Source organism: Nocardia sp. NPDC058666, from assembly GCF_042714895.1.
Classification (GTDB): Bacteria; Actinomycetota; Actinomycetes; order Mycobacteriales; family Mycobacteriaceae; genus Nocardia.
Window position 1 is genome coordinate 116258 of the sequence record NZ_JBHXRY010000001.1, and the last position, 24763, is coordinate 141020.

9 protein-coding genes (1 of these 9 only partly in view) are annotated in these 24763 nt (G+C 68.6%); 5 read left to right on the forward strand and 4 right to left on the reverse strand.

The window, feature by feature from the left end; genetic code table 11:
- The 4 genes from ACFWVD_RS00390 to ACFWVD_RS00405 form a co-directional block, all read left to right on the forward strand.
- On the forward strand, positions 1-17265 hold the final stretch of the coding sequence (locus ACFWVD_RS00390) for a non-ribosomal peptide synthase/polyketide synthase (RefSeq protein ID WP_379239738.1). 26703 nt of this gene lie to the left of the window's left edge; the window shows 17265 of its 43968 coding nt (coding positions 26704-43968); its start codon lies off the left edge, out of view; the stop codon is at positions 17263-17265.
- A 94-nt stretch (positions 17266-17359) separates the two neighbouring features.
- Complete coding sequence (locus ACFWVD_RS00395) at positions 17360-17581, forward strand: type II toxin-antitoxin system HicA family toxin (protein WP_379239739.1); 222 nt, start codon at positions 17360-17362, stop codon at positions 17579-17581.
- A complete protein-coding gene (locus ACFWVD_RS00400) occupies positions 17578-17976 on the forward strand; it encodes a hypothetical protein (protein WP_379239740.1) in 399 nt (132 codons plus the stop codon). Before ACFWVD_RS00395 ends, ACFWVD_RS00400 begins: the two co-directional genes overlap by 4 nt.
- A gap of 161 nt (positions 17977-18137) precedes the next feature.
- Positions 18138-19172: an ATP-grasp domain-containing protein gene (locus tag ACFWVD_RS00405; protein ID WP_379239741.1), complete on the forward strand. Its 1035-nt coding sequence runs from the start codon at positions 18138-18140 to the stop codon at positions 19170-19172.
- Positions 19173-19175: 3 nt separating this feature from the next.
- On the opposite strand, the gene ACFWVD_RS00410 is transcribed toward ACFWVD_RS00405, so the two are convergent.
- Complete coding sequence (locus ACFWVD_RS00410; protein WP_379239742.1) at positions 19176-19823, reverse strand: TetR/AcrR family transcriptional regulator; 648 nt, start codon at positions 19821-19823, stop codon at positions 19176-19178.
- Positions 19824-19908: 85 nt separating this feature from the next.
- Here ACFWVD_RS00410 and ACFWVD_RS00415 point away from each other — a divergent pair, with 85 nt between their 5' ends.
- Entirely contained in the window at positions 19909-20913 is a 1005-nt protein-coding gene (locus ACFWVD_RS00415; RefSeq protein ID WP_379239743.1) for an NAD(P)-dependent alcohol dehydrogenase, read from the forward strand.
- 66 nt (positions 20914-20979) lie between these two features.
- On the opposite strand, the gene ACFWVD_RS00420 is transcribed toward ACFWVD_RS00415, so the two are convergent.
- The 3 genes from ACFWVD_RS00420 to ACFWVD_RS00430 form a co-directional block, all read right to left on the reverse strand.
- Positions 20980-22977 carry a 5-oxoprolinase/urea amidolyase family protein gene (locus ACFWVD_RS00420; RefSeq protein WP_379240922.1) on the reverse strand — a complete coding sequence of 666 codons (1998 nt, stop codon included), beginning with the start codon at positions 22975-22977 and terminating at the stop codon, positions 20980-20982.
- Positions 22978-23231: 254 nt separating this feature from the next.
- The gene (locus ACFWVD_RS00425; protein WP_379239744.1) at positions 23232-23846 is read right to left on the reverse strand and encodes an urea amidolyase associated protein UAAP2; all 615 of its coding nucleotides are present in this window, start codon (positions 23844-23846) and stop codon (positions 23232-23234) included.
- Entirely contained in the window at positions 23843-24592 is a 750-nt protein-coding gene (locus tag ACFWVD_RS00430; protein ID WP_379239745.1) for a DUF1989 domain-containing protein, read from the reverse strand. The genes ACFWVD_RS00425 and ACFWVD_RS00430 overlap by 4 nt, the downstream gene beginning before the upstream one ends.
- Positions 24593-24763: the final 171 nt, after the last annotated feature.

Genomic DNA, 24763 nt, shown 5'->3' on the forward strand with positions numbered 1-24763 from the left:
CGCACCGACTTCCAGGTCAAGCTGCGTGGTCTGCGCATCGAGCTCGGCGAGATCGAGGCCGCGCTCACCGCGCAGAACACCGTCGCGCAGGCCGTGGTGGTCGTGCGTTCGGATGCGCGCACCGGTGACCAGCTCGTCGGCTACGTCGTCCCGGCTGCGGGCGAGACCGTCGAGATCGACACTCTGCGTGCGCATCTCGCCGCACAGCTGCCGTCCTACATGGTCCCCGCTGCGTTCGTCGTCATCGACGAGATGCCGCTCAGCGCCAACGGCAAGCTCGATCGCCGTGCCCTGCCCGAGCCGGTGTTCGAGGCGCGTGAGTTCCGTGCGCCGCGCACCCCGATCGAGGAGATCGTCGCCACCACCTTCGCCGAGGTGCTCGGCCTGACCGGCGACAGCGCGGTCGGCCTCGACGACGACTTCTTCGACCTGGGTGGCAACTCGCTCATCGCCACCCAGGTGGTCGCCCGCCTCGGTGCGGCGCTGGACACCCGCGTCCCCGTGCGCGTGCTGTTCGAGGCGCCGTCGGTGGCCGCACTGGCCGCCAAGGTGGAAACCCATGCGGGCAGCGGCAGCCGTCGCGAGCTCGTCGCCGGATCGCGCCCCGAGCAGATCCCGCTGTCGCTGGCGCAGCAGCGCATGTGGTTCCTCAACCGGTTCGACAGCGCCACCGGCGTCAACAACATCCCCCTCGCCGTGCGCCTGACCGGCGACCTCGACATCGACGCCCTGCGTCAGGCCGTGGTCGACGTGGTCGAACGCCACGAGGTCCTGCGCACCGTCTACCCCGAAACCGCCGACGGCCACGGCGTGCAGGTCGTGCTGCCGGTGAGCCAGATGCCGATCGCGCTGAACCCGATCACCGTGGGCGAGGACGAGATTCGCGATCGGATCAGCGAGCTCGTGCTCGCCGGATTCGACGTGACCGCCGAGGTTCCGGTGCGCGCCGAACTGCTGCGCATCGCGGGCTCGATGGACGGCTCGCACCCCGACACCCACGTGCTGGTCTTCGTCGTGCACCACATCTCCGGCGACGGCTGGTCGGTGCGCCCGCTGGCCCGCGACGTGATGATCGCCTACGCCGCCCGCTCGCGTGGCGAAGCTCCCGGCTGGGCGCCGCTGCCCGTGCAGTACGCCGACTTCGCCCTGTGGCAGCGCGAAACCCTTGGCTCCGAAGCGGATTCGGCGTCGATGATCGCCCAGCAGGTGGCCTACTGGTCGCAGAACCTGGCCGGGCTGCCCGACCAGCTCGACCTGCCCGCCGATCGCCCCCGCCCCGCCGTGGCGTCCAATCGCGGTGGCGTGCACGAGTTCTCGATCGACCCGACCCTGGCCGCGAGCCTCAACGCCCTGGCCCGCGAACACGGCGCCAGCCTGTTCATGGTCGTGCACGCCGCGTTCGGGGCCCTGCTGGCCCGCCTGTCGGGCAGCGACGACATCGCCATCGGCACCGCCGTCGCGGGCCGTGGTGAAGCGGTGCTCGACGACGCCATCGGCATGTTCGTCAACACCCTGGTCCTGCGCAGCACCGTCGACCCGGCCCAGCCGTTCGCCGACCTGCTCGCTCAGACCAGGGAGAACGACCTCGCCGCCTTCGGCCACGCCGACCTGCCGTTCGAGCGGCTCGTCGAGATCCTCAACCCGGCCCGTTCGCAGGCACGTCACCCGCTGTTCCAGGTGATGCTGTCGTTCCAGAACACCGGTGAGGCATCCTTCGAACTGCCTGGCCTCGAGGTCGCGGGCGTGCCGCTGGACGTGGTCACCGCCAAGTTCGACCTGCACCTGAACCTGACCGACCGCCACCGTGCGGATGGTTCCGCCGACGGCATGTCGGCCGAATTCGCCTACGCGACAGACATGTTCGACGCCGACACCGTCGCTGCCTTGGCGCAGCGACTGGTGCGGATGCTGACCGCGGTCGTCGCCAAGCCCAACCGCGCGATCGGCGAGGTCGACCTGCTGGCACCGGCCGAATACCGCCAGGTGATCACCGACTGGAACGCCACCGAGCACCCGGTCGACCAGGCTGCCACGCTGGTGTCGATGTTCGAGGCACAGGCCGCGACCAGCCCGAACGCGACCGCCCTCACTTTCGAGGGGACGAGTCTGTCCTACCGCGAGTTCTCCGCACAGGTGAACCGCCTCGCCCGCCACCTCATCGCCCAGGGCGTCGGCCCGGACACCATGGTCGCGCTCGGCATGCGCCGCTCGCTCGACCTGGTGATCGGCATGTACGCGGTGAGTGTGGCCGGTGGTGCGTACGTGCCGCTGGACCCCGACCACCCGGCCGAGCGCACCCACTACGTGCTCGAGACCGCCGCGCCGGTCTGCGTATTGACCACTGCGCGTGACGAATTCGACGCCGGTTCGACCACGGCGCTGAACATCGAGAGCCTGGACCTGTCCGGCTACTCGGCCGAACCGGTCACCGATGCCGAGCGGATCGCTCCGGTGCGTCCGGAGAACACCGCGTACGTGATCTTCACGTCGGGCTCGACGGGTCGCCCGAAGGGCGTTGCGGTCAGCCACGGTGCGATCGTCAACCGTCTGGTCTGGATGCAGGAGCAGTACGGCCTGACCGAGGCCGATGTGGTGCTGCAGAAGACGCCTGCCACGTTCGACGTGTCGGTGTGGGAGTTCTTCTGGCCCTTGCAGATCGGTGCGCGCCTGGTTGTCGCCAAGCCCGACGGCCACCGCGATCCGGCGTACCTCGCCGAGATCATCGCGACCGAGGGTGTCACCACCGCGCACTTCGTGCCGTCGATGATGTCGGTGTTCGTCGCCGAACTCGCCGACCGTGCCGCTGTCGCTTCGGCCGGCACCGCGACCGCACCCGCCGACGGCACGGTTGCCGATTCCGTGGACGCGGAAGCGAAGACCGCAGGCGCGTCGACCTTGCGTTTGGTGTTCGCCTCCGGTGAGGCCCTGCCCGCGCCGACCGCCCAGCGGATGCGCGCGCTCACCGGCGCGGCCCTGCACAACCTGTACGGCCCCACCGAAGCCGCCGTTGACGTCACTTTCCACGAGGTCGTCGATGCCGACATCACCTCGGTGCCGATCGGTGCCCCGGTCTTCAATACCCAGGTGTACGTGCTGGATTCGCGCCTGCACCCCGTGCCCGTCGGCGTCCCCGGCGAGCTGTACCTGGCGGGTGTCCAGCTGGCGCGCGGTTACGTCAACCGTCCCGACCTCACCGCCGACCGCTTCGTCGCCGACCCGTTCGCCGCTGTGTCCGGCGGCGGATCAGCAGCGAGCCCAGAGTCCGGGACCGCCGACACCCTCGCGGTCGGTGCCCGCATGTACCGCACGGGTGACCTCGTCGCTTGGACGGCCGACGGCGAGCTGGAGTACTTGGGCCGCACCGACTTCCAGGTGAAGCTGCGTGGTCTGCGCATCGAACTCGGCGAGATCGAGTCCGCGCTCACCGCACTGCCCGCGATCGCCCAGTCCGTGGTCGTGGTCCGCTCCGACGAGCGCCTCGGCGACCAGCTGGTCGGCTACCTGATCCCGGCCGCCGGTGCCAGCATCGACCTCGACGCCGTGCGCACCGAACTCGGCACCGCACTGCCGACGTACATGGTCCCCACCGCGTTCGTGATCCTGGATGCCTTCCCGCTCAACGCTTCCGGCAAGCTCGACCGCAAGGCGCTGCCCGCGCCGGTCTTCGAGGCCAAGGTGTTCCGCGCGGCGTCCACCCCGATCGAAGAGATCGTGGCAGGCACCTTCGGCGACGTGCTCGGCGTGACCCGCGTCGGCGCCGACGACGACTTCTTCGAACTCGGCGGCAACTCGCTGCTGGCCACCCAGGTCACCGCCCGCATCGGCGCAGCCCTGGACACCCAGCTGTCGGTCCGCGACCTGTTCGAAGCCTCGACCGTGTCCGCGCTGGCCGCCCGCGCCGAGCACAACGCCGGTTCCGGCCGGGCCCGTCCGCGCCTGGTCTCGGGGGAGCGGCCCGCCGTCATCCCACTGTCGCCCGCCCAGCAGCGCTACTGGTTCCTCAACCAGTTCGATACCTCCACCTCGGCGGTGGACAACATTCCGTTGGCCGTCCGCCTCACCGGCGACCTCGACGTGCCCGCGCTCGAGCAGGCGATCGGCGACGTGTTCGCCCGCCACGAGATGCTGCGCACCACCTACCCGGCCTCGGCCGACGGCCCGCGTCAGGTGATCCTGCCGAACTCGCAGGTCAGCGCGCAGGTGCACCACATCGACGTCGACGAGTCCGAATTGCTCGGTGCCGTCATCGAATTCGCGATGACCACCTTCGACGTCACCCGCGAGGTGCCGCTGGCCGTCGCACTGTTCGAGCTCAACTCCACCGACCACGTGCTCGCGTTCACCGTGCACCACGTCTCCGCCGACGGTTCGTCGATGGGCCCCCTCGCACGCGACATCATGGCCGCCTACGTGGCCCGCGTGCAGGGCGAAGCGCCGCAGTGGGCGCCGCTGCCCGTGCAGTACGCCGACTACGCGCTCTGGCAGCGTGAGGTCCTCGGCGACGAGTCCGACACCGAATCCCTCGCCGCCAAGCAGGTCGCCTACTGGACCGAAGCCCTCGCGGGCCTGCCCGACCAGCTCGAACTGCCCACCGACCGCCCGCGCCCGCCCGCGCAGTCGTTCCAGGGCCAGGCCATCCGCTTCGAGATCGACCCGGTCCGCCATGCGGCCCTGCACGACCTGGCCAGGGCGAACAACGCCTCGCTGTTCATGGTCGTGCACGCCGCACTGGCCGTGCTGCTCGCGCGCCTGTCCGGCACCGACGACATCGCCGTCGGCACCCCCATCGCGGGACGTGGTGAGCGCGAACTCGACGACCTGATCGGCATGTTCGTCAACACCCTGGTGTTCCGCACCGCCGTGAACCCCGGCGCCTCCTTCGCCGAACTGCTCGCCGACGTGCGCAACCGCGACCTGGAAGCCTTCGCCAACGCCGACGTGCCGTTCGAGCGCCTGGTCGAGGTCCTCAACCCGGTCCGCTCCACCGCGCGCAACCCGCTGTTCCAGGTGGGCCTGTCGTTCCAGAACCTGGCCGACACCACCTTCGAACTGCCCGGCCTGACCGTCAGCGCCGTCGACTACGACTCCCAGCTGGCCAAGACCGACCTGCACGTCACCCTCTACGACCGCTACACCGACGACGGCGCACCCGCCCAGCTGGTCACCGAATTCGGTTACGCCATTGACCTTTTCGACGAGTCGACGGTCCAGAGCTTCGCCGACCGCTTCCTGCTGCTGCTCGACGCGGTCGCCGCCGATGCCACCATCCCGGTGGGCGACATCGACCTGCTCACCGCGCCGGAATCCGAGCGCATCGTCACCGCGTGGAACGACACCGCGTACGCTGTCGACACCGAGGCCACCCTGGTGTCGCTCCTCGATGCGACCGTGGCGGCCACGCCCGACGCCATCGCGCTGGTCGTGGACGTGCCGGAATCCGACGCTGCTACCGCGAGCGTCGACGGCGCTGAAGTCGACGGTGGCACCGCTGAGGTTGATATCGCTGGCATGGCGCGCGGTCGCGTCGTCGGCGGTCGTCGTGAGCTGACCTATGCCGAGCTCGATGCTGAGGTCAACCGCCTTGCGCGGCACCTGATCTCGCGCGGGATCGGCACCGAGGACCGGGTGGCGCTGGCCATCCGACGCTCCGCCGAGCTGATCATCGCGATGTACGCGGTGGCTCGTACGGGCGCGGCATACGTGCCGATCGACCCGGATCAGCCTGCCGAGCGCACCGACTACATCCTGGAAACGGCCGCTCCGGCTGTTGTGCTGACCACGGCGAATGCCGAATTCAGCACGGCGGCAGCCGAAGTGGTCGTGCTCGACGACCTCGACCTGAGTGATGTCAGCGATGCCGCGATCACCGGCGTGACACTGGTCCCCGCGAACACCGCGTACGTGATCTTCACGTCCGGCTCGACCGGTAAGCCCAAGGGCGTCGCGGTCTCGCACAGCGCGATCGTCAACCAGCTGCTGTGGGAGACGGCCGAATTCGGTATCGGTGCCGATGACGCGATCCTGCTCAAGACCGCCGCCACCTTCGACCTCTCGGTCTGGGAATTCTGGACCGCCGCCGTCGCGGGCGCCCGCCTGGTGGTCGCCACTGCCGACGGTCACCGCGACCCGGCCTACCTCAACGACCTGATGCGGGCCACCGCCGTCACCACGCTGCACGCGGTGCCGTCGATGCTCGACGCGCTGCTCACCGAATCCGGTGCGGCACTGCCACGTACGCTGCGTCGCGTCCTCGCCATCGGTGAGGCGCTGCCCGCCGCGACCGCCCAGCGTTTCCGCGCGGCCAACACCGCCGCGCTGTTCAACCTGTACGGCCCGACCGAGGCCGCGGTCTCGATCACCAGCCACGCGGTCACCGACGCGGACACGGTGTCGGTCTCGATCGGCGCCCCGGAGTGGAACAGCCGTGTCTACGTGCTGGATTCGCGCCTGCGCCCGGTCCCGGTCGGCGTCTCCGGCGAGCTGTACCTGGCCGGCGCCCAGCTGGCCCGCGGCTACTACGGCCGCGCCGATCTCACCGCCGACCGCTTCGTCGCCGACCCGTTCTCGGCAACCGGCGAACGCATGTACCGCACCGGTGACCTCGTCGCCTGGAACACTGACGGCGAACTCGACTACCGGGGCCGCACCGACTTCCAGGTGAAGATCCGCGGCTTCCGCATCGAACTCGGCGAAATCGAAGCCGCCCTCCTGCGTCAGCCCGGCATCACCTCCGCCGCCGTGCTCGCCCACACCGACCCCGTCGTAGGCGACCGCTTGGTCGCGTACGTCGTCGCCGATGGTGGCGCTGCTGCCGCCAACACTTCTGCTGCCGTGGACGCCGCACCCGCGGACGCATCGACCGCCGTCGCCGCGCAGACTCGCTCCACCGCCGAGGTCGACAAGCTCGCCCTGCGCGCAGCCCTGGCCGCCGAACTGCCTTCGTACATGGTCCCGACCGTGTTCCTGCAGCTCGACGCCCTGCCGCTCAACGCCAACGGCAAGCTCGACCGCAAGGCTCTTCCGGAGCCCGAGGTCGAGAAGGCCGTGTTCCGCGCGCCGGTGAGCCCGAGCGAACAGCTCGTCGCCGCCACCTTCGCCGAGGTCCTCCGCCTCGACGCCGACAAGCAGTTCGGCCTCGACGACGACTTCTTCGCGTGGGGCGGTAACTCGCTGCTGGCCACGCAGGTCGCGGCGCGTCTCGGCGAGGCCCTGGACACGCGCATCCCCGTGCGCTTGCTGTTCGAGGCGTCCACGGTCGCTGCCCTGGCCCAGCGGGTCGAGCAGCATGCCGAAACCGGTGACCGCAAGGCACTGAAGGCGGGCCCGCGCCCCGAGTTCATCCCGCTGTCGCTCGCGCAGCAGCGCATGTGGTTCCTCAACCGCTTCGACACCCAGTCCGCGGCTTACAACGTGCCGGTCGCGGTGCGTCTCACCGGCGAGCTCGACGTGAACGCGTTGCGTGCGGCCGTCACCGACCTGGTCGCCCGCCACGAGATCCTGCGCACCATCTACCCGCAGACCGAAGCCGGTGCGGCACAGGTGATCCTGTCGCCCGCACAGGCCGCACCGGAACTGCTCGAGCGCACGGTCACCGCCGACGACATGGAATCGGCTGTCGCGGAACTGATGTCGACGATGTTCGACGTCACGACCGAGGTGCCTTTGAAGGTCGCACTCTTCCGTGTCGAGAACACCGACGAGTTCGTCCTGGCCCTGGTCATCCACCACATCTCCGGTGACGGCTCCTCGGTCGCCCCGCTGACCCGCGACCTGATGACCGCCTACGCGGCCCGCTCCATGGGCACCGAGCCCGGCTGGGCGCCACTGGCCGTGCAGTACGCGGACTACAGCATCTGGCAGCGCGACCTCCTCGGCAGCGAGGACGACGCCGACTCTATGGCGGCCAAGCAGGTCGCGCACTGGAAGCAGGCACTGGCCGACCTGCCCGATCAGCTCGACCTGCCCGCCGACCGTCCGCGCCCGGCGGTGCAGACCTTCGCCGGTAGCAAGGTCGACGTCCAGATCGACGCCGACACCCACCGCGCGCTGGTCGAACTGGCCCGCGCCGAAGGTGCGACGCTGTTCATGGTCGTGCACACCGCCCTCGCGGTGCTGCTCGCGCGCCTGTCGGGCACCGACGACATCGCCATCGGCACCCCGATGGCCGGTCGTGGCGAGGCGGCCCTGGACGACATGATCGGCATGTTCGTCAACACCCTGGTGTTCCGCACCAAGGTCGACGGCGGCGAAGCCTTCACCGAGCTGCTGGCCCGCCAGCGCGAGGACGACATCGCGGCGTTCGCCAACGCCGACGTGCCGTTCGAGCGCCTGGTCGAGGTGCTCAACCCGGTCCGCTCCACCGCGCGCCACCCGCTGTTCCAGGTCGGCCTGTCGTTCCAGAACCTCAGCCGCGCCACCCTGGAACTGCCCGGTCTGACGGTCTCCGGACTCGACATCGACTCCAAGCTGTCGCAGTTCGACCTGCACCTGATCGCCACCGACCGCTACACCGATGCCGGTGAGCCCGAAGGCATTTCGGGTCTGTTCACCTACGCCACCGACCTGTTCGACCACGCCACGGTCGAAGGCTTCGTGGAGCGGTTCGTCCGCCTGCTCGGCGCGATCGTCGCCACCCCGCGCACCGCGGTCGGCGACATCGAACTCCTCGCACCGGCCGAACGCACCCAGATCCTCGACGGCCGCAACTCCACCGCGTACGCGGTCGACACCGAGGCCACTCTGGTCTCGCTACTCGACGCGACTGTGGCCGCCGATCCGAAGGCGACCGCGCTGGTCACCGACGACGGCGCCCAGCTCACCTACGCCGAACTCGATGCAAAGGTGAACCGTCTTGCGCGGCACCTGATCTCGCTGGGTGTGGGCCCGGAGTCGCGGGTCGCGCTGGCGATGCGCCGCTCGGTGGACCTGGTTGTTGCGATGTACGCGGTGGCCAAGTCCGGTGGCGCGTACGTGCCGGTCGATCCCGATCAGGCGGCCGAGCGCACCGATTACATCCTCGAGACAGCGGCACCGGTCTGCGTGCTGACCAATGCCGAGTTCACCACCGATGTCGCCCCCGTGGTGCGCATCGACGAGCTCGACCTGGAATCACTCAGTGCCGCACCGGTTTCCGATGCCGAGCGCACGGAGCCGTTGCGTCCCGAGAACACCGCGTACGTGATCTTCACGTCCGGCTCCACCGGCCGTCCGAAGGGTGTCGCCGTCCCGCACGGCGCGATCGCCAACCAGCTGCAGTGGAAGCTGATCGAGTTCGGCATGGACGCCGCCGACGCGGTGCTGCTCAAGACCGCCGCCACCTTCGACCTCTCGGTCTGGGAATTCTGGTCGGCCGCGGTCTGCGGTGGTCGCCTGGTGATCGCCTCGGCCGACGGCCATCGCGACCCGGCCTACCTCAACGAGCTGATGGCCCGCGAATGGGTCACCACGCTGCACGTGGTGCCGTCGATGCTCGACGCGCTGCTCGCTTCCGGGATGCCCGATTCACTGTGGCGGGTCCTGGCCATCGGTGAGGCGCTGCCGGGCTCGCTGGCCCAGCGCTTCCGCGCCGAGTTCAGCCGCACCGAGCTGTTCAACCTGTACGGGCCGACCGAGGCCGCGGTCTCGATCACCTCGCACCGGGTCAATGCCGCCGATCAGGGCTCGGTCTCCATCGGTTCGCCCGAGTGGAACAGCCAGGTCTACGTGCTCGACGAGCGCCTGCGCCCGGTGCCCGACGGTGTCGCCGGTGAGCTGTACCTGGCCGGCGCCCAGCTGGCTCGCGGTTACTTCGGTCGCGCCGATCTCACCGCCGACCGCTTCGTCGCCAACCCGTTCGCCGACGGTGCCCGCATGTACCGCACCGGTGACCTGGTGGCCTGGCACAACGGCGAGCTCGATTACCGGGGCCGCACCGACTTCCAGGTGAAGATCCGCGGCTTCCGCATCGAACTCGGCGAGATCGAGGCCGCACTGCTCGCGCTGCCCGAGATCGCCCAAGCCGCGGTCATCGCCAAGTCCGATCCGCTCACCGGCGACCGCCTCGTTGCCTACCTGGTCGGCACGAATGTCGATGTGGCACAGGTCAAGTCGACGCTGGCCGCCGGTCTGCCGTCGTACATGGTGCCCGCCGCATTCGTGGTGATGGACGCCCTGCCGCTGAACGTGAACGGCAAGCTGGACCGCAAGGCCCTGCCGGAGCCGGAGTTCGAAGCACAGGCTTTCCGCGCACCGTCGACCCCGATCGAAGAGATCGTGGCAGGCGTCTTCGCCGACGTCCTCGGCGCCGAACGTGTCGGTGCCGACGACGACTTCTTCGCCCTCGGCGGTAACTCGCTGCTGGCCACCCAGGTCGCGGCCCGCCTCGGTGCCTCCCTGGACAGCCGGGTGCCCGTGCGCCTGCTGTTCGAGGCGTCGACCGTGGCCGGTCTCGCGGTGAAGGTCGAGCAGGGCGCGGGCGCCGGTGGGCGTCGCGCGCTGGTCGCCGGACCGCGCCCGGAGCAGGTGCCGCTGTCGCTCGCGCAGCAGCGCATGTGGTTCCTGAACCAGTTCGACACCGAATCCTCGGTGAACAACATCCCCGTCGCCGTCCGCCTGTCGGGCGCGCTGGATGTCGACGCGCTGCAACTGGCCGTGGCCGACGTGCTCGCCCGCCATGAAACCCTGCGCACGGTGTACCCGTCGGCCGATGGCACACCGCACCAGGTGATCCTGCCGGTCGAAGGCAATGTCCCGGACCTGACGCCGGAAACCGTTGCGCCCGAACAGGTTCGCGACAAGATCGCCGAAGTCATCTCCACCGGCTTCGACGTACTCAGCGAAGTTCCGTTGCGCGCCAAGCTGCTTCAGGTCGATAACGACGACTTCATCCTCGTGTTCGTCGCCCACCACATCAGCGCCGACGGCTGGTCCATGGGCCCGCTGACCCGCGACGTGATGATCGCCTACGCCGCCCGCGCGGCCGGCGAACGTCCGGGCTGGGCGCCGATGCCGGTGCAGTACGCCGACTTCAGTGTCTGGCAGCGCGAGGTCCTCGGCTCCGAAACCGACGCGACCAGCCTGATCGCCCAGCAGGCCGACTACTGGAAGCGCGCCCTGGCCGGTGTCCCCGACGAGCTGAACCTGCCCCTCGACAGGCCGCGTCCGAGCACGCAGTCCTTCGCCGGTGGCCGGGTGCTGTTCCCGATCGGCGGCGACATCCACGCCGGACTGTCCGCCATCGCCCGCGAACAGAACGCGACCCTGTTCATGGTTGTGCACACCGCGCTCGCGGTATTCCTGGCACGCATGTCGGGCACCGAGGACATCGTCATCGGCACCCCGATCGCGGGCCGTGGCGAGGCCGAACTCGACGACGTGATCGGCATGTTCGTCAACACCCTCGCCCTGCGCACGCAGGTCGGCGGCCAGCTCACCTTCGCCGAGCTGCTGACCCAGGCCAAGGAAGCCGACCTGGCCGCCTTCGCCCACGCCGACATCCCGTTCGAACGCCTGGTGGAACTGCTCAACCCCGAGCGCTCCACCGCACGGCACCCGCTGTTCCAGGTGGCGCTGTCGTTCGAGAACCTGCCCGACGCCGGCTTCGAACTGCCGGGCCTGTCGGTCTCGGCCGTCGACTTCGACGTCGACACCGCCAAGTTCGACCTGCTGCTCACCGTGCGTGAAGCCGCAGCAGACGACGAAGCGGGCGCCTACGCCGAGTTCTCCTACGCCAGTGCGCTGTTCGACCAGTCGACCATCGAGAAGTTCGCGCAGCGTTTCCAGCGTCTGCTCGCCGAGGTCGTCGCCGACACCACCACCCCGGTCGGTGATCTCGAACTCCTCGACGCGACCGAGCGCACCGAACTGCTCACGCGCACAGGCGGTCCCGCCGCGTCGGTGAGTACCCTGCCCGAGCTGCTGGCCCAGGCCGTGACGACCAACCCGACCGGTCAGGCCATCGTCGCGACCGGCGCGTCGCTCACCTACACCGAGCTGGACGCGGCCTCCTCGCGTCTGGCACGGGTCCTCATCGAGCGTGGTGCGGCACCGGAAACGGTCGTCGCCATCGCCATGCAGCGTTCGCTCGACACCACCCTCGCCATCTGGGCCGTCATCAAGACCGGCGCCGCGTTCCTGCCGGTGGACCCGAAGTACCCGGCCGAGCGCATCGCGCACATGATGTCGGACTCCGGTGCGGCACTGGGCATTACGGTGTCGGCCGAGGTCGACCACCTGCCCGCACCCGCACTGGGTGACTGGCTGGTGCTCGACGACAAGGCCACCCGTGCCGAGATCGCCGCACAGTCCGACGCTCCGATCGCCGATGCCGATCGCCGCGCAGCCGTGCGTGCGAGCAACACGGCCTACATGATCTACACCTCGGGTTCGACGGGCCTGCCCAAGGGTGTCGTCGTCACGCACGCCGGTGTGCCCAACTTCGCCGCCGCCCAGGTCGCGCAGTTCGACCTCGACGCCGGCACCCGCACCCTGGCCTTCGCCTCCCCGTCGTTCGACGCGTCGATCCTCGAGTTCCTCCTCGCGGTCGGCTCGGCGGGCACCCTCGTGATCACGCCGGTCGGCGTGGTCGGCGGCGAGGAACTGGCCGAGATCATCCAGACCCAGCAGCTCACCCACGTGTTCCTCACCCCGCTGGTCGCGGCGTCGATGGAACCCGCGGCGCTGGCCGGCCTGGAAGCGCTGATCGTCGGTGGCGACAAGGCCCCCGTCGACCTGGTCGCGAACTGGCACAGCGCGGGCACCCACCCCGCCCACCACCGGTTCTTCAACGCCTACGGCCCGACCGAGGCGACCATCGCGACGAACCTGTCCGATCCGCTGCTGCCCGGCGACATCATGAACATCGGTGGCCCGATCCCCGGCGCGACCGTGTACGTGCTCGACAACCGCCTGCGCCCGGTCCCCGAGGGCGTGGCGGGTGAGCTGTACCTGGGCGGCGTCCCGCTGGCCCGCGGTTACCACGCGCGTCACGGCCTCACCGCCGAGCGTTTCGTGGCCAGCCCGTACGTGGCAGGCGAGCGTCTGTACCGCACCGGTGACGTGGTCGCCTGGCGCACGGTCAACGGCAAACCTGTTGTGGAGTACGTGGGCCGCAACGACTTCCAGGTGAAGATCCGTGGTTTCCGTATCGAACTGGGCGAGATCGACGCGGTCCTCACCGCGCACGACGACGTCGAGTTCGCCGCCACCATCGGCCGCAAGACCGACGCGGGCGCCACCATCCTGGTGTCCTACGTGCGCGGCAACGTCGACCCGGCTGCCCTGGTCGAGTACGCGGCGCAGCACTTGCCCGCGCACATGGTCCCGGCCGCGGTGATGGTCCTCGACGAGATCCCGCTGACGCCTGCGGGCAAGCTCGACCGTCGCGCACTGCCCGAGCCGGTCCTCGCCCCGCGCGAGTTCCGCACCCCCACAAGCGAAGTCGAAGCGATCATCGCCACCGTCTTCGCCGAGGTGCTCGGTGTGGACGCGGTCGGCCTGGACGATTCGTTCTTCGCCCTGGGCGGTGACTCGATCCTGTCCATCCAGCTCGTCTCCCGCGCCAAGGACCGTGGCGTGCTGTTCAAGCCGCGCGACGTGTTCGAAAAGCGCAGTGTCGCAGGGCTTGCCGAGATCGCCGTGCTCGCGGGCGACGCCGAGCAGATCGTGCTGGAAGAACTGCCGGGCGGCGGTGTCGGCGACATCCCGATGCTGCCGATCATGCGCCAGATCCTGGCGAGCGGTTCCACCTACGACCGGTTCTCCCAGTCGATGGTGCTGCGCCTGCCCGAGAACATCACCGCCGAGGTCCTGCACGCCACGATCGGTGCGGTCTTCGACCACCACGACGTGCTGCGCTCGCGCGTGGCCAACGACGAAAACGGTTGGGTCTTCGAGGCTTTGGCGCCGGGCGAGGTCGACGTGACCACGCTCGTGCGTCGCGTCGAGGTCGCCGGTGACATCGCCGACGACCAGCTGTCCAAGCTGGCCAGCGTCGAATACGACGAGGCCATGGGCCGACTCGACCCCGCCAGCGCCGCCATGGTGCAGTTCGTCTGGTTCACCTTCGGCGAGCCGACGCAGGGTCCGCGCCGTCGCGACGCAATGCTCATCGTCGGCCACCACTTCGTGATCGACGGCGTCTCCTGGCGCATCCTGATCCCGGACCTCGGCATGGCCTGGGGGCAGATCGCCGCAGGTCAGCAGGTCACGCTGCCCGCCAACGGCACGTCGATGCGCCGCTGGGCACACAGTCTGGTGGAGCAGTCGGCCGACCGTCGCGCGGAACTGCCGTTCTGGCGCGAGGTCGCGGCCACCGCCGATCCGCAACTGGGCAAACGCGCGTTCGACCCGTCGGTCGACACGTTCGCCACCGTCGACCGGGTGCAGGTCACCCTGTCGCCCGAGGTCACCGACGCGGTCCTCACCGCGATCCCCGGCCTGTACCACGGCGGCGTCAACGACGGCCTGCTCACCGCACTCGCGCTGGCCGTATCTCGTTGGCGCGGTGACGAATCCGGTACCGCCGCACTGATCAAGCTGGAAGGCCACGGCCGCCAGGAAGAGATCGTGGCCGGTGCGGATCTGTCGCGCACCGTGGGCTGGTTCACCACCGCCTTCCCGGTCCGCCTCGACCTGGCGGGCGCCGACCTCGACGACGCGTTCGCCGGTGGCGCCGTGCTCGCCGACGTCATCAAGTCGGTCAAGGAACAGATGCTGGCCGTGCCCGACAAGGGCATCGGCTACGGCATGCTCAAGTACCTCGACGGTGCGGACCTGCCGAGTGTGGGCCAGATCAGCTTCAACTACCTCGGTCGCGCGACCGCCGGTGAGATTCCCGCGGAACTGGCCGAACTCGGTTGGGTGCCGGTGGCGGATCTGGGCCAGCTCGACGCCGAGATGGACCTGGACATGCCCGCCAACGCGACCCTGGACATCAACGCCATCGTCAACGACGGCGACCAGGGCCCGCAGCTCGGCGCGAACATCGCCTTCCCGACCGGCCTGCTCACCGTCGACCAGGCGCAGGAATTCGCCGACCTGTTCGTGGCCGCGCTCACCGCGCTCGCCACCCACGCGCAGCGCGCCGACGCGGGCGGTTTCACCCCGTCCGACATGTCGCTGGTGCGGGTCGGCCAGTCCGATCTCGAACTGTGGGAGCGCGATTACCCCGCGCTGTCGGAGGTGTGGCCGCTGTCGCCGCTGCAGGCGGGCCTGATGTTCCACGCCATGCTCAGCTCGGCCACCGTCGACGTCTACACCGTGCAGGCCGTGCTCGACCTGACCGGACCGCTCGACATCGACCGACTGCGCGGCGCGGCACAGGGCGTGCTCGACCGGTACCCGAACCTGCGGACCGCGTTCGTCACCGACTCCGCCGGTCAGCCGGTGCAGGTGGTGCTGTCGCAGCTCGACGTGCCGTGGCGCGAAACCGACCTCACCGACCTGCCCGAAGACCAGCGGATGCCACGCATGCGGCAACTGCTGCAGGCCGACCGCGCCGACCAGTTCGACATGGCCACCGCGCCGCTGATCCGCTTCGGTCTCTACACCACCGGTGAGGGCACGGCGCACCTGGCGATCACCGTGCACCACATCCTGGTCGACGGCTGGTCCATGCCGCTGCTCATGCGCGACCTGCTGGTGCTGTACGCGGTGCGCGGTGACCTCACCGCACTGCCGCGGGTGGCCTCCTACCGCAACTTCCTTTCCTTCCTGTCCGGGTGGGATCGTGAAGAGTCGCTGCGGGTTTGGGCGAAAGCGCTGGCCGGGGTCGAAGGCCCCACCCAGCTCGCGCCCGCGCCGCGCACCGAGGAACGGTACGACCTCGACAAGATCATCGTCGAGATCGACACCGACCGGACCAGGGCACTGGGCAAGTTCGCCGGTGAACTCGGCGTCACCGTGAACACGCTGCTGCAGACCGCGTGGGGCATCGTCGTGGGCCGTCTCACCGGTCGTGACGACGTGGTGTTCGGCGCGACCGTGTCCGGTCGCCCGGCGGAGCTGCCCGGCGTGGAATCCATGGTCGGCCTGTTCATCAACACCCTGCCCGTGCGCATCCAGATCGACGACCGGATGACCGCGGAGAAACTGACCCAGCGGGTGCAGTCCGAGCAGGCCGACCTGCTCAGCCACCACTTCGTCGGCCTGTCCGACATCCAACGGGTGGCAGGCATGGGCGCGCAGTTCGACACGCTGGTGGTGTTCGAGTCCTACCCGATGGACAAGGACGCCGTCACCGCCGCCAGCTCGATCGACGGCATGCAGGTCACCGGTGTGGGCCTGGACGACGCCACCCACTACCCGCTCACGCTGGTGGTGATGGCCGAATCCACCATCGAGATCACGATGAAGTACCTGACCAGCACCTTCACCGCCGACGAGGTCCGCACGCTGTCGCAGCGCCTGCTGCGCGTGCTCGACGAACTGCTCGACAACCCGACCGGCCTGGTCGGCGACATCGACATCCTCGACGCGAGCGAGCGGGCCCAGCTGCTCGCCGAATCCGGTGTGGCAGCGGCCGTTTCGGCCCCGGTCAGCACCGGTGTCGGCGCGCAGACGGTGGCCAAGGTGCTCGCCGAAGTCGTCGAAGCCGACCCGCAGGCACCCGCGCTGCTCCGCGGCGACGACGAAATCGCCTACAGCGCACTGGATCGCAAGTCCTCGCAGCTGGCCCGCGTGCTCATCGCCCGCGGTGCGGGCCCCGGCGACGTGGTCGCGATCTCGCTGCCCCGCAGCGTGGATTCGGTCCTGGCCGCCTGGGCCGCACACAAGGCAGGCGCCGCGGTGCTGTTCGCCGGCGAACTGTCCGGTGTCGAAATCGCCGCCGCCGGAGCAGGTTTCGGCATCAGCGCGACACCGGTAGCCGGCGTGGCAGGTCACTGGCTGACCCTGCCCGACGTCGAAGACGAGATCGCCGCCGCCCCGGCGCACCCCGTCTCCTACGCCGACCGAGTCCGCCCCCTGACCGAAGACCACCCCGCCTTCGTCCAGGTCTCCGGCGACACGATCTCGACCCTCACCCAGAGCGCCGCGATCACCCTCGCCGAACGCCTCCGCGACGAACACGGCATCGACTACGAATGCACCACCTACACCACCCACGCCTCCGGCCCGGCCGCCATCGGAGAATTCCTGGTCTCGTCCACCGCAGGCGCGCTCTCGGTGCTGCCGGATGGTGCAGTCGAAGACGACCTGTCCAACGGCGAGGTCACCCACTGGTTCGTGGTCGCGGGTGATCAGACCGAGGCGGCCGACAGTGAAGTGACGGTGATCATCGCGGAGTAGGTATCCGCCCCGGAGAGGTTGTTGGCTAGCTGGCTAGCAGGTGAAACTGCTAGCCAGCTTGCCGCTGAGGGTGCTACCTTGATAGCGTTGATCAATGATTGCGGAGCAACCGACCAGGAAGGTCCTGCAAGCCCTGAAGAAGGAGGGCTGGTCGAAACTGCGCGATGGAGCGGGTAGCCACTCGATATACGGCTGCCGCGCAGGCAAGCACGACGTGAGCGTTCCCGATGGTCATCGAACTATCTCGCCAGGGGTGGTTCGAACCATCAACAAGGCGATGGCGGCGTGCGATTGCCCGGAGGAGGACGAATCATGAGCACTGCAATCACCTACGACGTACACGCGAACCGGGTCGGCCGGTGGTGGGAAATCACCGTCCCCGACGTGTACGGCGACGATCCGTGTGGGCAGGCGAGGCATCTTACGGATGTGGGCTACGAGGCGCGCACGATCATCGCCGCCAAGCTGGATGTGCCGCTGTCGCAGGTCGAAACGAGACTGATCGTCGATGACTTCGGCGACGCACGTGATGTCAGCGGCCGGGTTGAGCACATCAGCGACCTCCGTTCGAAGATCGAGCGTCTCACCGAAGAATTGAACGAAGAGCAGCGTTCGCTCGTCAGGGAACTGCGCCGTGAGGAAGTTCCCGATGTCGATGTCGCGACGTTGCTCAACGTCGCGCGGCAACGGATCGGCCAGCTCGCGAAGTAGGAGGCGGCCCGGGCGAAATCGTGACGTCGGGTCCTTCTGCTCGCAACGTGCTCGAAGCATAACCGGGATAGGGTCCGGTTCTCTTCGAGAACAGGATGGGAGCGGTCGGTATTACGCTTCGGGTTTGGCTGAGCAGTGCTGGTGCGGCATCGGTTCAGGTTATGCGGTTGCTGCGGGAGAATCCCGATGGCGTCGAGGTCAGTATTTATGCCAGCAATGTGGATCCGAGTGCGGTCGCGTTGTCGGCGTGCGATGTGGCGGGGATCGAACCTCGGCATGTCAGCAATGAGGAATACGCGCAGTTCGCGCTCGAGTTCTGTCGGGCGCACCGCATCGATGTGCTCATTCCGCCGCGTCGGCTGGACGCGCTCGCGGGCCGGATCGCGGACTTCGCGGCGATCGGCACCGCGGTGATGTGTTCGCCGTTGGCGGCGGTGACGGCGCTGACCAGCAAAGTGCTCACCTACGAAATCGCCGGTGCCGCGGGCATTCCCGTGCCACCGTGGCGAGAGGTGACCACCGCGGACGAGTTCCACACCGCAGTCGACGAGTTGTCGCTGACGGGGGAGACGCTGTGCATCAAGCCCAGCGGCGAGTATTCGGCCTTCGGGTTCCGCATCCTCGACGATCGCCCGCTGACCATGGCGAACCTGCGCGTGGCGCCACGGCCGGTCGCCTCGGTCGAGGCGGTGGCCGCGGCGATGCGACGGGCCGCGGCGGAGGGCGAACCCGCGCTGCCGCTGCTGGTGATGCCGTTCCTGGAAGGTCCGGAGATCAGTATCGACTGCCTGTCCGCGCCGGGAGGTGAACTGCTGGTGGGCATTCCGCGCGCCAAGCAGGGGCGCTTCCGCATTCTGCTGGACGATCCCGCGGCGGTCGACATCGCGAGACACATGGTCGAGCACTTCGAACTGGCCTATCTGACCAATACCCAATTGCGTTATCGCGCTGGACAACCGGTGCTGCTCGAGGCGAACCCACGTCCCTCGGCCGGCCTGTTCCACACGGAATTTGCTGATATGAACCTGCCGTGGGCGGCGGTTCGGCTACTGCTGCAGGGTGATTCGGGTCTGCGTGAGCCGCCGAGGCTGGGTGCGCGTCTCGCGGTGGCCGAGGCGGTCATGGAGGTCACGGCTGGGCTGGACAGGCCTGTGCCCAGCGGGTTGCGCAGGAGTGTGGACTTGGTCGCGGGCTGATTCTCAGCGGGACCCACTCTGAATCAGGCGGCTCAACCCGTCCAGGAGTAGATCGAGGCCGAACGTGAAATCGGCTGTACCGGAGTGGGTTCCGTTGATGACCATGCTGGCGAGAGCGTGCATGTGGGGGTGGCTTTCGGTGGGGATGAGGGGCAGGAATTGTTGTGCCGCTGAGGCGTATTCGTCAGGGGCGAGGGGGAAGTTGATGGCCTGCAGCGTGAATCCGTAGATATGGCTGTCCAGGGCGTTCCAGGCGCGATCGGCCTGTTCGTAGGTGAAGCCCGCGGCGAGTAGGCAGCCCAGCGTGGCGTCGACGTAGCGGAGCATGGCGGGGCCGACATTCACGCGGGAGCCGAGTAGGCCGGTGGCCCAGCGGTGGCGCAGCAGGACCTCGTGGGCGGAGGTGGCGCGCTGGCGCAGCTCGGCTCGCCAGTCGCCGCCGGTTTCGGGCACGTAGATCTCGGCGACGACCAGGTCGATGATGCCGTCGAGCAGGTCGTCCTTGTTGGCGACGTGGTTGTACAGCGACATCGCCTCCACCCCGACCGCCTTGGCCAACCTGCGCATCGACAGGGCGTCCAGGCCCTCCTGGTCGGCGAGGTCGATCGCCGCGCGCAGGACTCGTTCTCTGGTGAGGGGAGTGCGCGGCATGGGGTTCCTTCCTTGACCTACTTACGGCGTAAGCGTACCGTCTCGCAGTAGAGACTTACGCTGTAAGTGCGAGATGAGGGACGTCATGACCGATGTGGATACGGCTTCGATGACCGCGTGGATTGCGCCCCGGTACGGCGGGGGTGAGGTGTTGCGTAGCGAGATCGTGCCGCGGCCGACGCCGGGGGAGCGCGAGGTGGTGGTCCGGGTGCGGGCGGCATCGCTGTGTAGCGGGGACCTGCACCTGCTCACCGGGACGCCGTATCTGCTGCGGTTGGGGTTCGGATTGCGCAGGCCCAAGCATCCGATGATCGGGCAGAATCTGGCGGGCGAAGTTGTCGCGGTCGGTGCGCTTGTGCCCGAATTTGCCGTCAGCGACAGGGTTTTCGGCGAGGTGCCCAGTGGTGCATTCGCCGAATATGCGCGTGCTGATGTCGGGTGCTTCGCTGCTGTTCCGGCCTCGATCGGCTGGGAAGAGGCTGCGGCCGTGCCGGATTCAGGGATGACCGCACTACAAGGGCTGCGTGACATCGGCAAGGTCGGCCCGGGGCAGCGCGTGTTGATCAACGGCGCATCGGGCGGAGTCGGCAGTTTCGCGGTGCAGCTCGCGAAAGTACTCGGCGCGCACGTGACCGCCGTCTGCAGCACCCGGCACATCGAGATGGTGCGTAGCATCGGCGCAGACGTCGTAATCGACTACACCACTGACGATTTCGCGGCATCGCACCTTCGCTACGACGCCATCTTCGACCTCGCCGGCAACCGCAAGCTGCGCGACTACCTTCGCGCACTCACCCCCGCCGGCGTCTACATCTCCTCCGCCGCAGCCCCCGGCGACAACTGGCTGGGCCCCGTCCGCTGGCTCGCCTCGGTCGTGCTCGCGAACCTGTTCACCCGCCGAACCCTCAAACCCCTCCTGATGCGCCCGACCCCCGCCGACCTGAACTACCTGGCCACGCTGGTCGCCGAAGGCACACTCCGCCCGGTCATCCAGCGCCGATACCCCCTCACCGAAGCCGCCAGCGCCATCGCAGCCTTCGCCGAAGGCCACGCCTCAGGCAAAACCGTCCTCCTCGCACTGGACGATTGATCACCACGCTCTCAGCGAGGCAAAACCCAGAAATGGCCACGCTGAGAGCGTGATGATCTTGATCGGTCAGTCTAGTTCGCCTGCGGTGCGCCAGGATTGGCGTTCTTCGGCGAAGGCCTCGGCTTGGGTGGCGCGGAAGTCGGTGATGGACGTGTCGTTGTCGGCTAGGAACTTGCGGTAGTCGGCTAGGCGGAATTCGCCGGATTCGGTGGGGATGTCGACCTTGCCTGCGGCGAAGTCGGCTCGTAGGTCCAGGAGTTCGTCGGGCTCGACGGGGTGCCAGCGGATTCTGTCGAAATAGCGTAGGAGCCAGGGGGTTTCGGTGGCGAAGTGGTCTACGCCGGGGCCCGCGGTGCCGGTGGGGCGGGCTCGGTGGTTCCAGACCTGGGTGGTGCGGCCGACGAACTGGTAGCCGCCGGGGCCCTCCATGCCGTAGATGCACAGGTAGGCGCCGCCGATGCCGACCGCGTTCTCGGGGGTCCAGGTGCGGGCGGGGTTGTATTTGGTGGTGACCAGGCGGTGGCGGGGGTCGGTGGGGGTGGCCACGGGGGCGCCCAGGTAGACGTCGCCCAGGCCCAGGACCAGGTATTCGGCGTCGAAGACGGTGTTGTAGACGTCGTCGACGGAGTTCAGGCCGTTCATGCGGCGGATGAATTCGATGTTCCACGGGCACCAGGGGGCGTCGGCTCGGACGCCGTGCATGTAGCGGGTGATGGCCTCGCGGGTGGCGGGGTCGTCCCACGACAGGGGCAGGTGCACGGTTCGACTCGGGACCACCAGCTGGTCCGAATTCGGTAGTTGCGCTTCGGCTTCGGCGAGTAGATCGAGTAGGTGGGGGATCGGCAGGACGGCCGGGTCGACCCTGATCTGCAGCGAGCGGATGCCGGGGGTGAGCTCGATGACGCCGCGCAGGCCGATCGCGATGAGGTGCTGGTGTAGGGCGTGGACTCGGGCGCGCAGCCCCAGATCCAAAGTGAGGGTGCCGTATTCGACGAGGACGCCGTCGTCGCCTTGGCGGCGGTAGGTCACGCCGGTTTCGTCGTCGACTTCGGTGCGGCGCAGGATGCCGTCGTCGCCGTCACGGCCTGCTGAGAGGACGGAGCCGAAGCCTGCGCGTCGCCGCGCTCCGAGTTCCGCTGCGGGAGCGGCATGTTCGGAGCGGATGGGGACGAAGCGGACCTTGTCGCCGGGGGTGAGTTGGCCGAGCTTCCAGCGGTCGGCGGCGACAACCGTTACGGGACAGACGAATCCGCCGAGGCTGGGGCCGTCGGGGCCGAGCAGGATCGGGGTGTCGCCGGTGAAGTCTAGGGCGCCGACGGTGTAGGCGTTGTCGTGAATGTTCGACGGGTGCAGGCCCGCTTCGCCGCCGTCGGTGCGGGCCCATTCGGGTTTGGGGCCGATGAGGCGGACACCGGTGCGGTCGGAGTTGAAGTGCACTTCGTAGTCGGTGTTGACGATGGTGTCGAAGTCGTTGCGGGTGAAGAACTCTGGTGCGCCGTGGGGACCCTCGGTGACGGCGAGTTCCCAGCGGTGGGAGAAGGCGGGATGGTCGGACATCGGGATGGCGGGGGCGAGGCGGGTCGACGGTGCGCCCAGCGCGAGCGAGTCATCGGTGCGCAGTGCGGCACCCGTTCCGCCGCCGAACTTTCCGAGAGTGAATGTTGCCGCGCTGCCAAGGAATTCGTCTACGTCGATGCCGCCGGAGATCAGGATGTAGGTGCGCATGCCGGGACCGCGGATCGCGCCGACGTCGAGCACGCCGCCCGCCGGGACCTCGACGGTCCGCCATTGCTCGACCGGGACGCCGTCCACACGGACATCGGCGACCGCGCCGGTCACACACACCCAGGTCGCCGCCGAGAACCTCAGCGCGGGTCCGCCGAGCGTGCACTCCAAACCTGCTGCGCCTTCGGCATTTCCGAGTACTCGGTTGCCGAGTCGGAAGGACAAGTCGTCCATCGGGCCGGACGGTGGAACTCCGATGTGCCAGTAGCCGATTCGGCCCGGCCAATCTTGCACGGTGGTCTGCATTCCGGGGCGTATGACATCTATGCGCCGCTGAATGGGCGACGACACCGACGGAGTGTTGGCCGTCGTTACCGGGACCGCGCCTGCCGTCTCGACTTCGCCGGTGCCTGCGACAGGGGACTTGTTCTGGCCGACAACCGACGTCGTGGTCGACGATGCGATTGTGGTGCCCTGCGTGGGGATCTCGGCCGCGTCGACGCCCGAGCTCTGGGCGGGGGCGTCGGTGAGCTCGCCCGGCGCCAGGGGATTCGGCGGGGTGAGATCGGCAGCGCGCTCGACCTCGGTGACGCTCATCGGGTCACCACCATGCGCACAGGTGTGGGGTCGAAACCGTTGCAGGGGTTGTTGATCTGGGGGCAGTTGGAGACCAGGATCAGGGTGTCGATCTCGGCACGGAGGGTGAGTTTCTTGCCCGGGGCGGACAGGCCGTCGACGATGCCGAGGGTGCCGTCGGGTTCGACGGGGACGTTCATGAACCAGTTGATATTGGAGACAAGGTCGCGTTTGCCCAGACCCCATTCGAGAGCTGCGGTGAGGAAGTTCTCCACGCAGGCGTGCTGGTGGCGGGTGTGGTGGCCGTAGCGCAGGGTGTTGGACTCCTGGGAGCAGGCACCCGCGATGGTGTCGTGGTTGCCGACCTCGTCGGCGACGACCGTCATCAACGGGGTGCCGTTCTCGGTCAGTAGGACACTGCCTGTAGTGAGGAAGATATTGCGCTGGGCGGCGACGGTGGCCTGGGCGCTGTAGCGGTCGGTGTGGTCGGCTGCGGAGTAGAGCAGGCAGTCCACGGCCTGGTTGCCGTGCAGGTCGATGATGTCGAGGTGGTCGCCCGCGCGGATGATCGCCGACCACGGTGCCAGGGCGGGGACGGTGTCGTCGAGGACGACGGTGCGAGTGGCGGTCATGCCGGAACCTCCGAGTTCTGTGCGGCCGACCAGGCGGCTTCGGTGTTGTCCACTGCGCGTTGGTATTCGGGGTCGGTGTTGGTGGTGTTCAGGTCTGCGGGGGAGGGCCAGGCGAGCAGGTCGAGGTCGCCGGTAGGGCGGTCGTCGAGGGGGTGGGGGGCGTTGGCGATGAGCAGGGTGACTGGCAGGTGGACGATCAGGTCGAGGGTCGCGCCGGCGGAGCCGTTGCCGGTCGACTCGATCGTCCCGTCGGGTGCGACGCGTGCGCCGCGGAACAGGGCGATCGATCCGCCGATGTCGCGGGGTTCGAGGCCCTGTTTGGCGGCGGCGAGGTGGAGTTGGTGGCGGGCTGCGGTGGTGGGGCCGCACAGGGTGTCGTGGTGGGCTGATGTGTCGTCGAGGACGGTGGCCAGGACTCGGCCCTGGTCCGACAGCAGGGGATGGCCTTGGCTGAGGTAGGCCTGCCACGGGACCTTGATGGTGTCGGCGACGTTGAGGCGCTCCCAGGGGGAATCGGCGCGTAGGAGGAATAGGTGGGCGCAGGTGGTGCCGGAGGGGTCGGCGAGGTGGATGCGGGTGCCGCGGCCGAGCACGATGTTGGCGTAGCCGCCGGTAGGGATGCGTTGTGCGACAAGGAGGTTGGTGGGGTTGATGCCTTGTGGGGGTTCGGGGAGGGTTGGGGTTGCTGTTGCGGCTTGGGCGCGGGCGTGGGTGCGGGCGGCGGTGGTGGAGTGGGTGGTTGTCATCGGTACCTCCTGTGGTGGTGGGTCCAGGCAGGTTGGTGGGTGGGGCAGAGCTTCGGGGTTTGAGTGGTCCCGGGTTGTTTGAGGCTGTGTTTTTGGAGCGCTGGCGCGCTCGAGCGCGGCCCCTGGGGGGCCGCGAGTTAGCCACCGTTGCTAGAGGCTGCGCCTCGGACG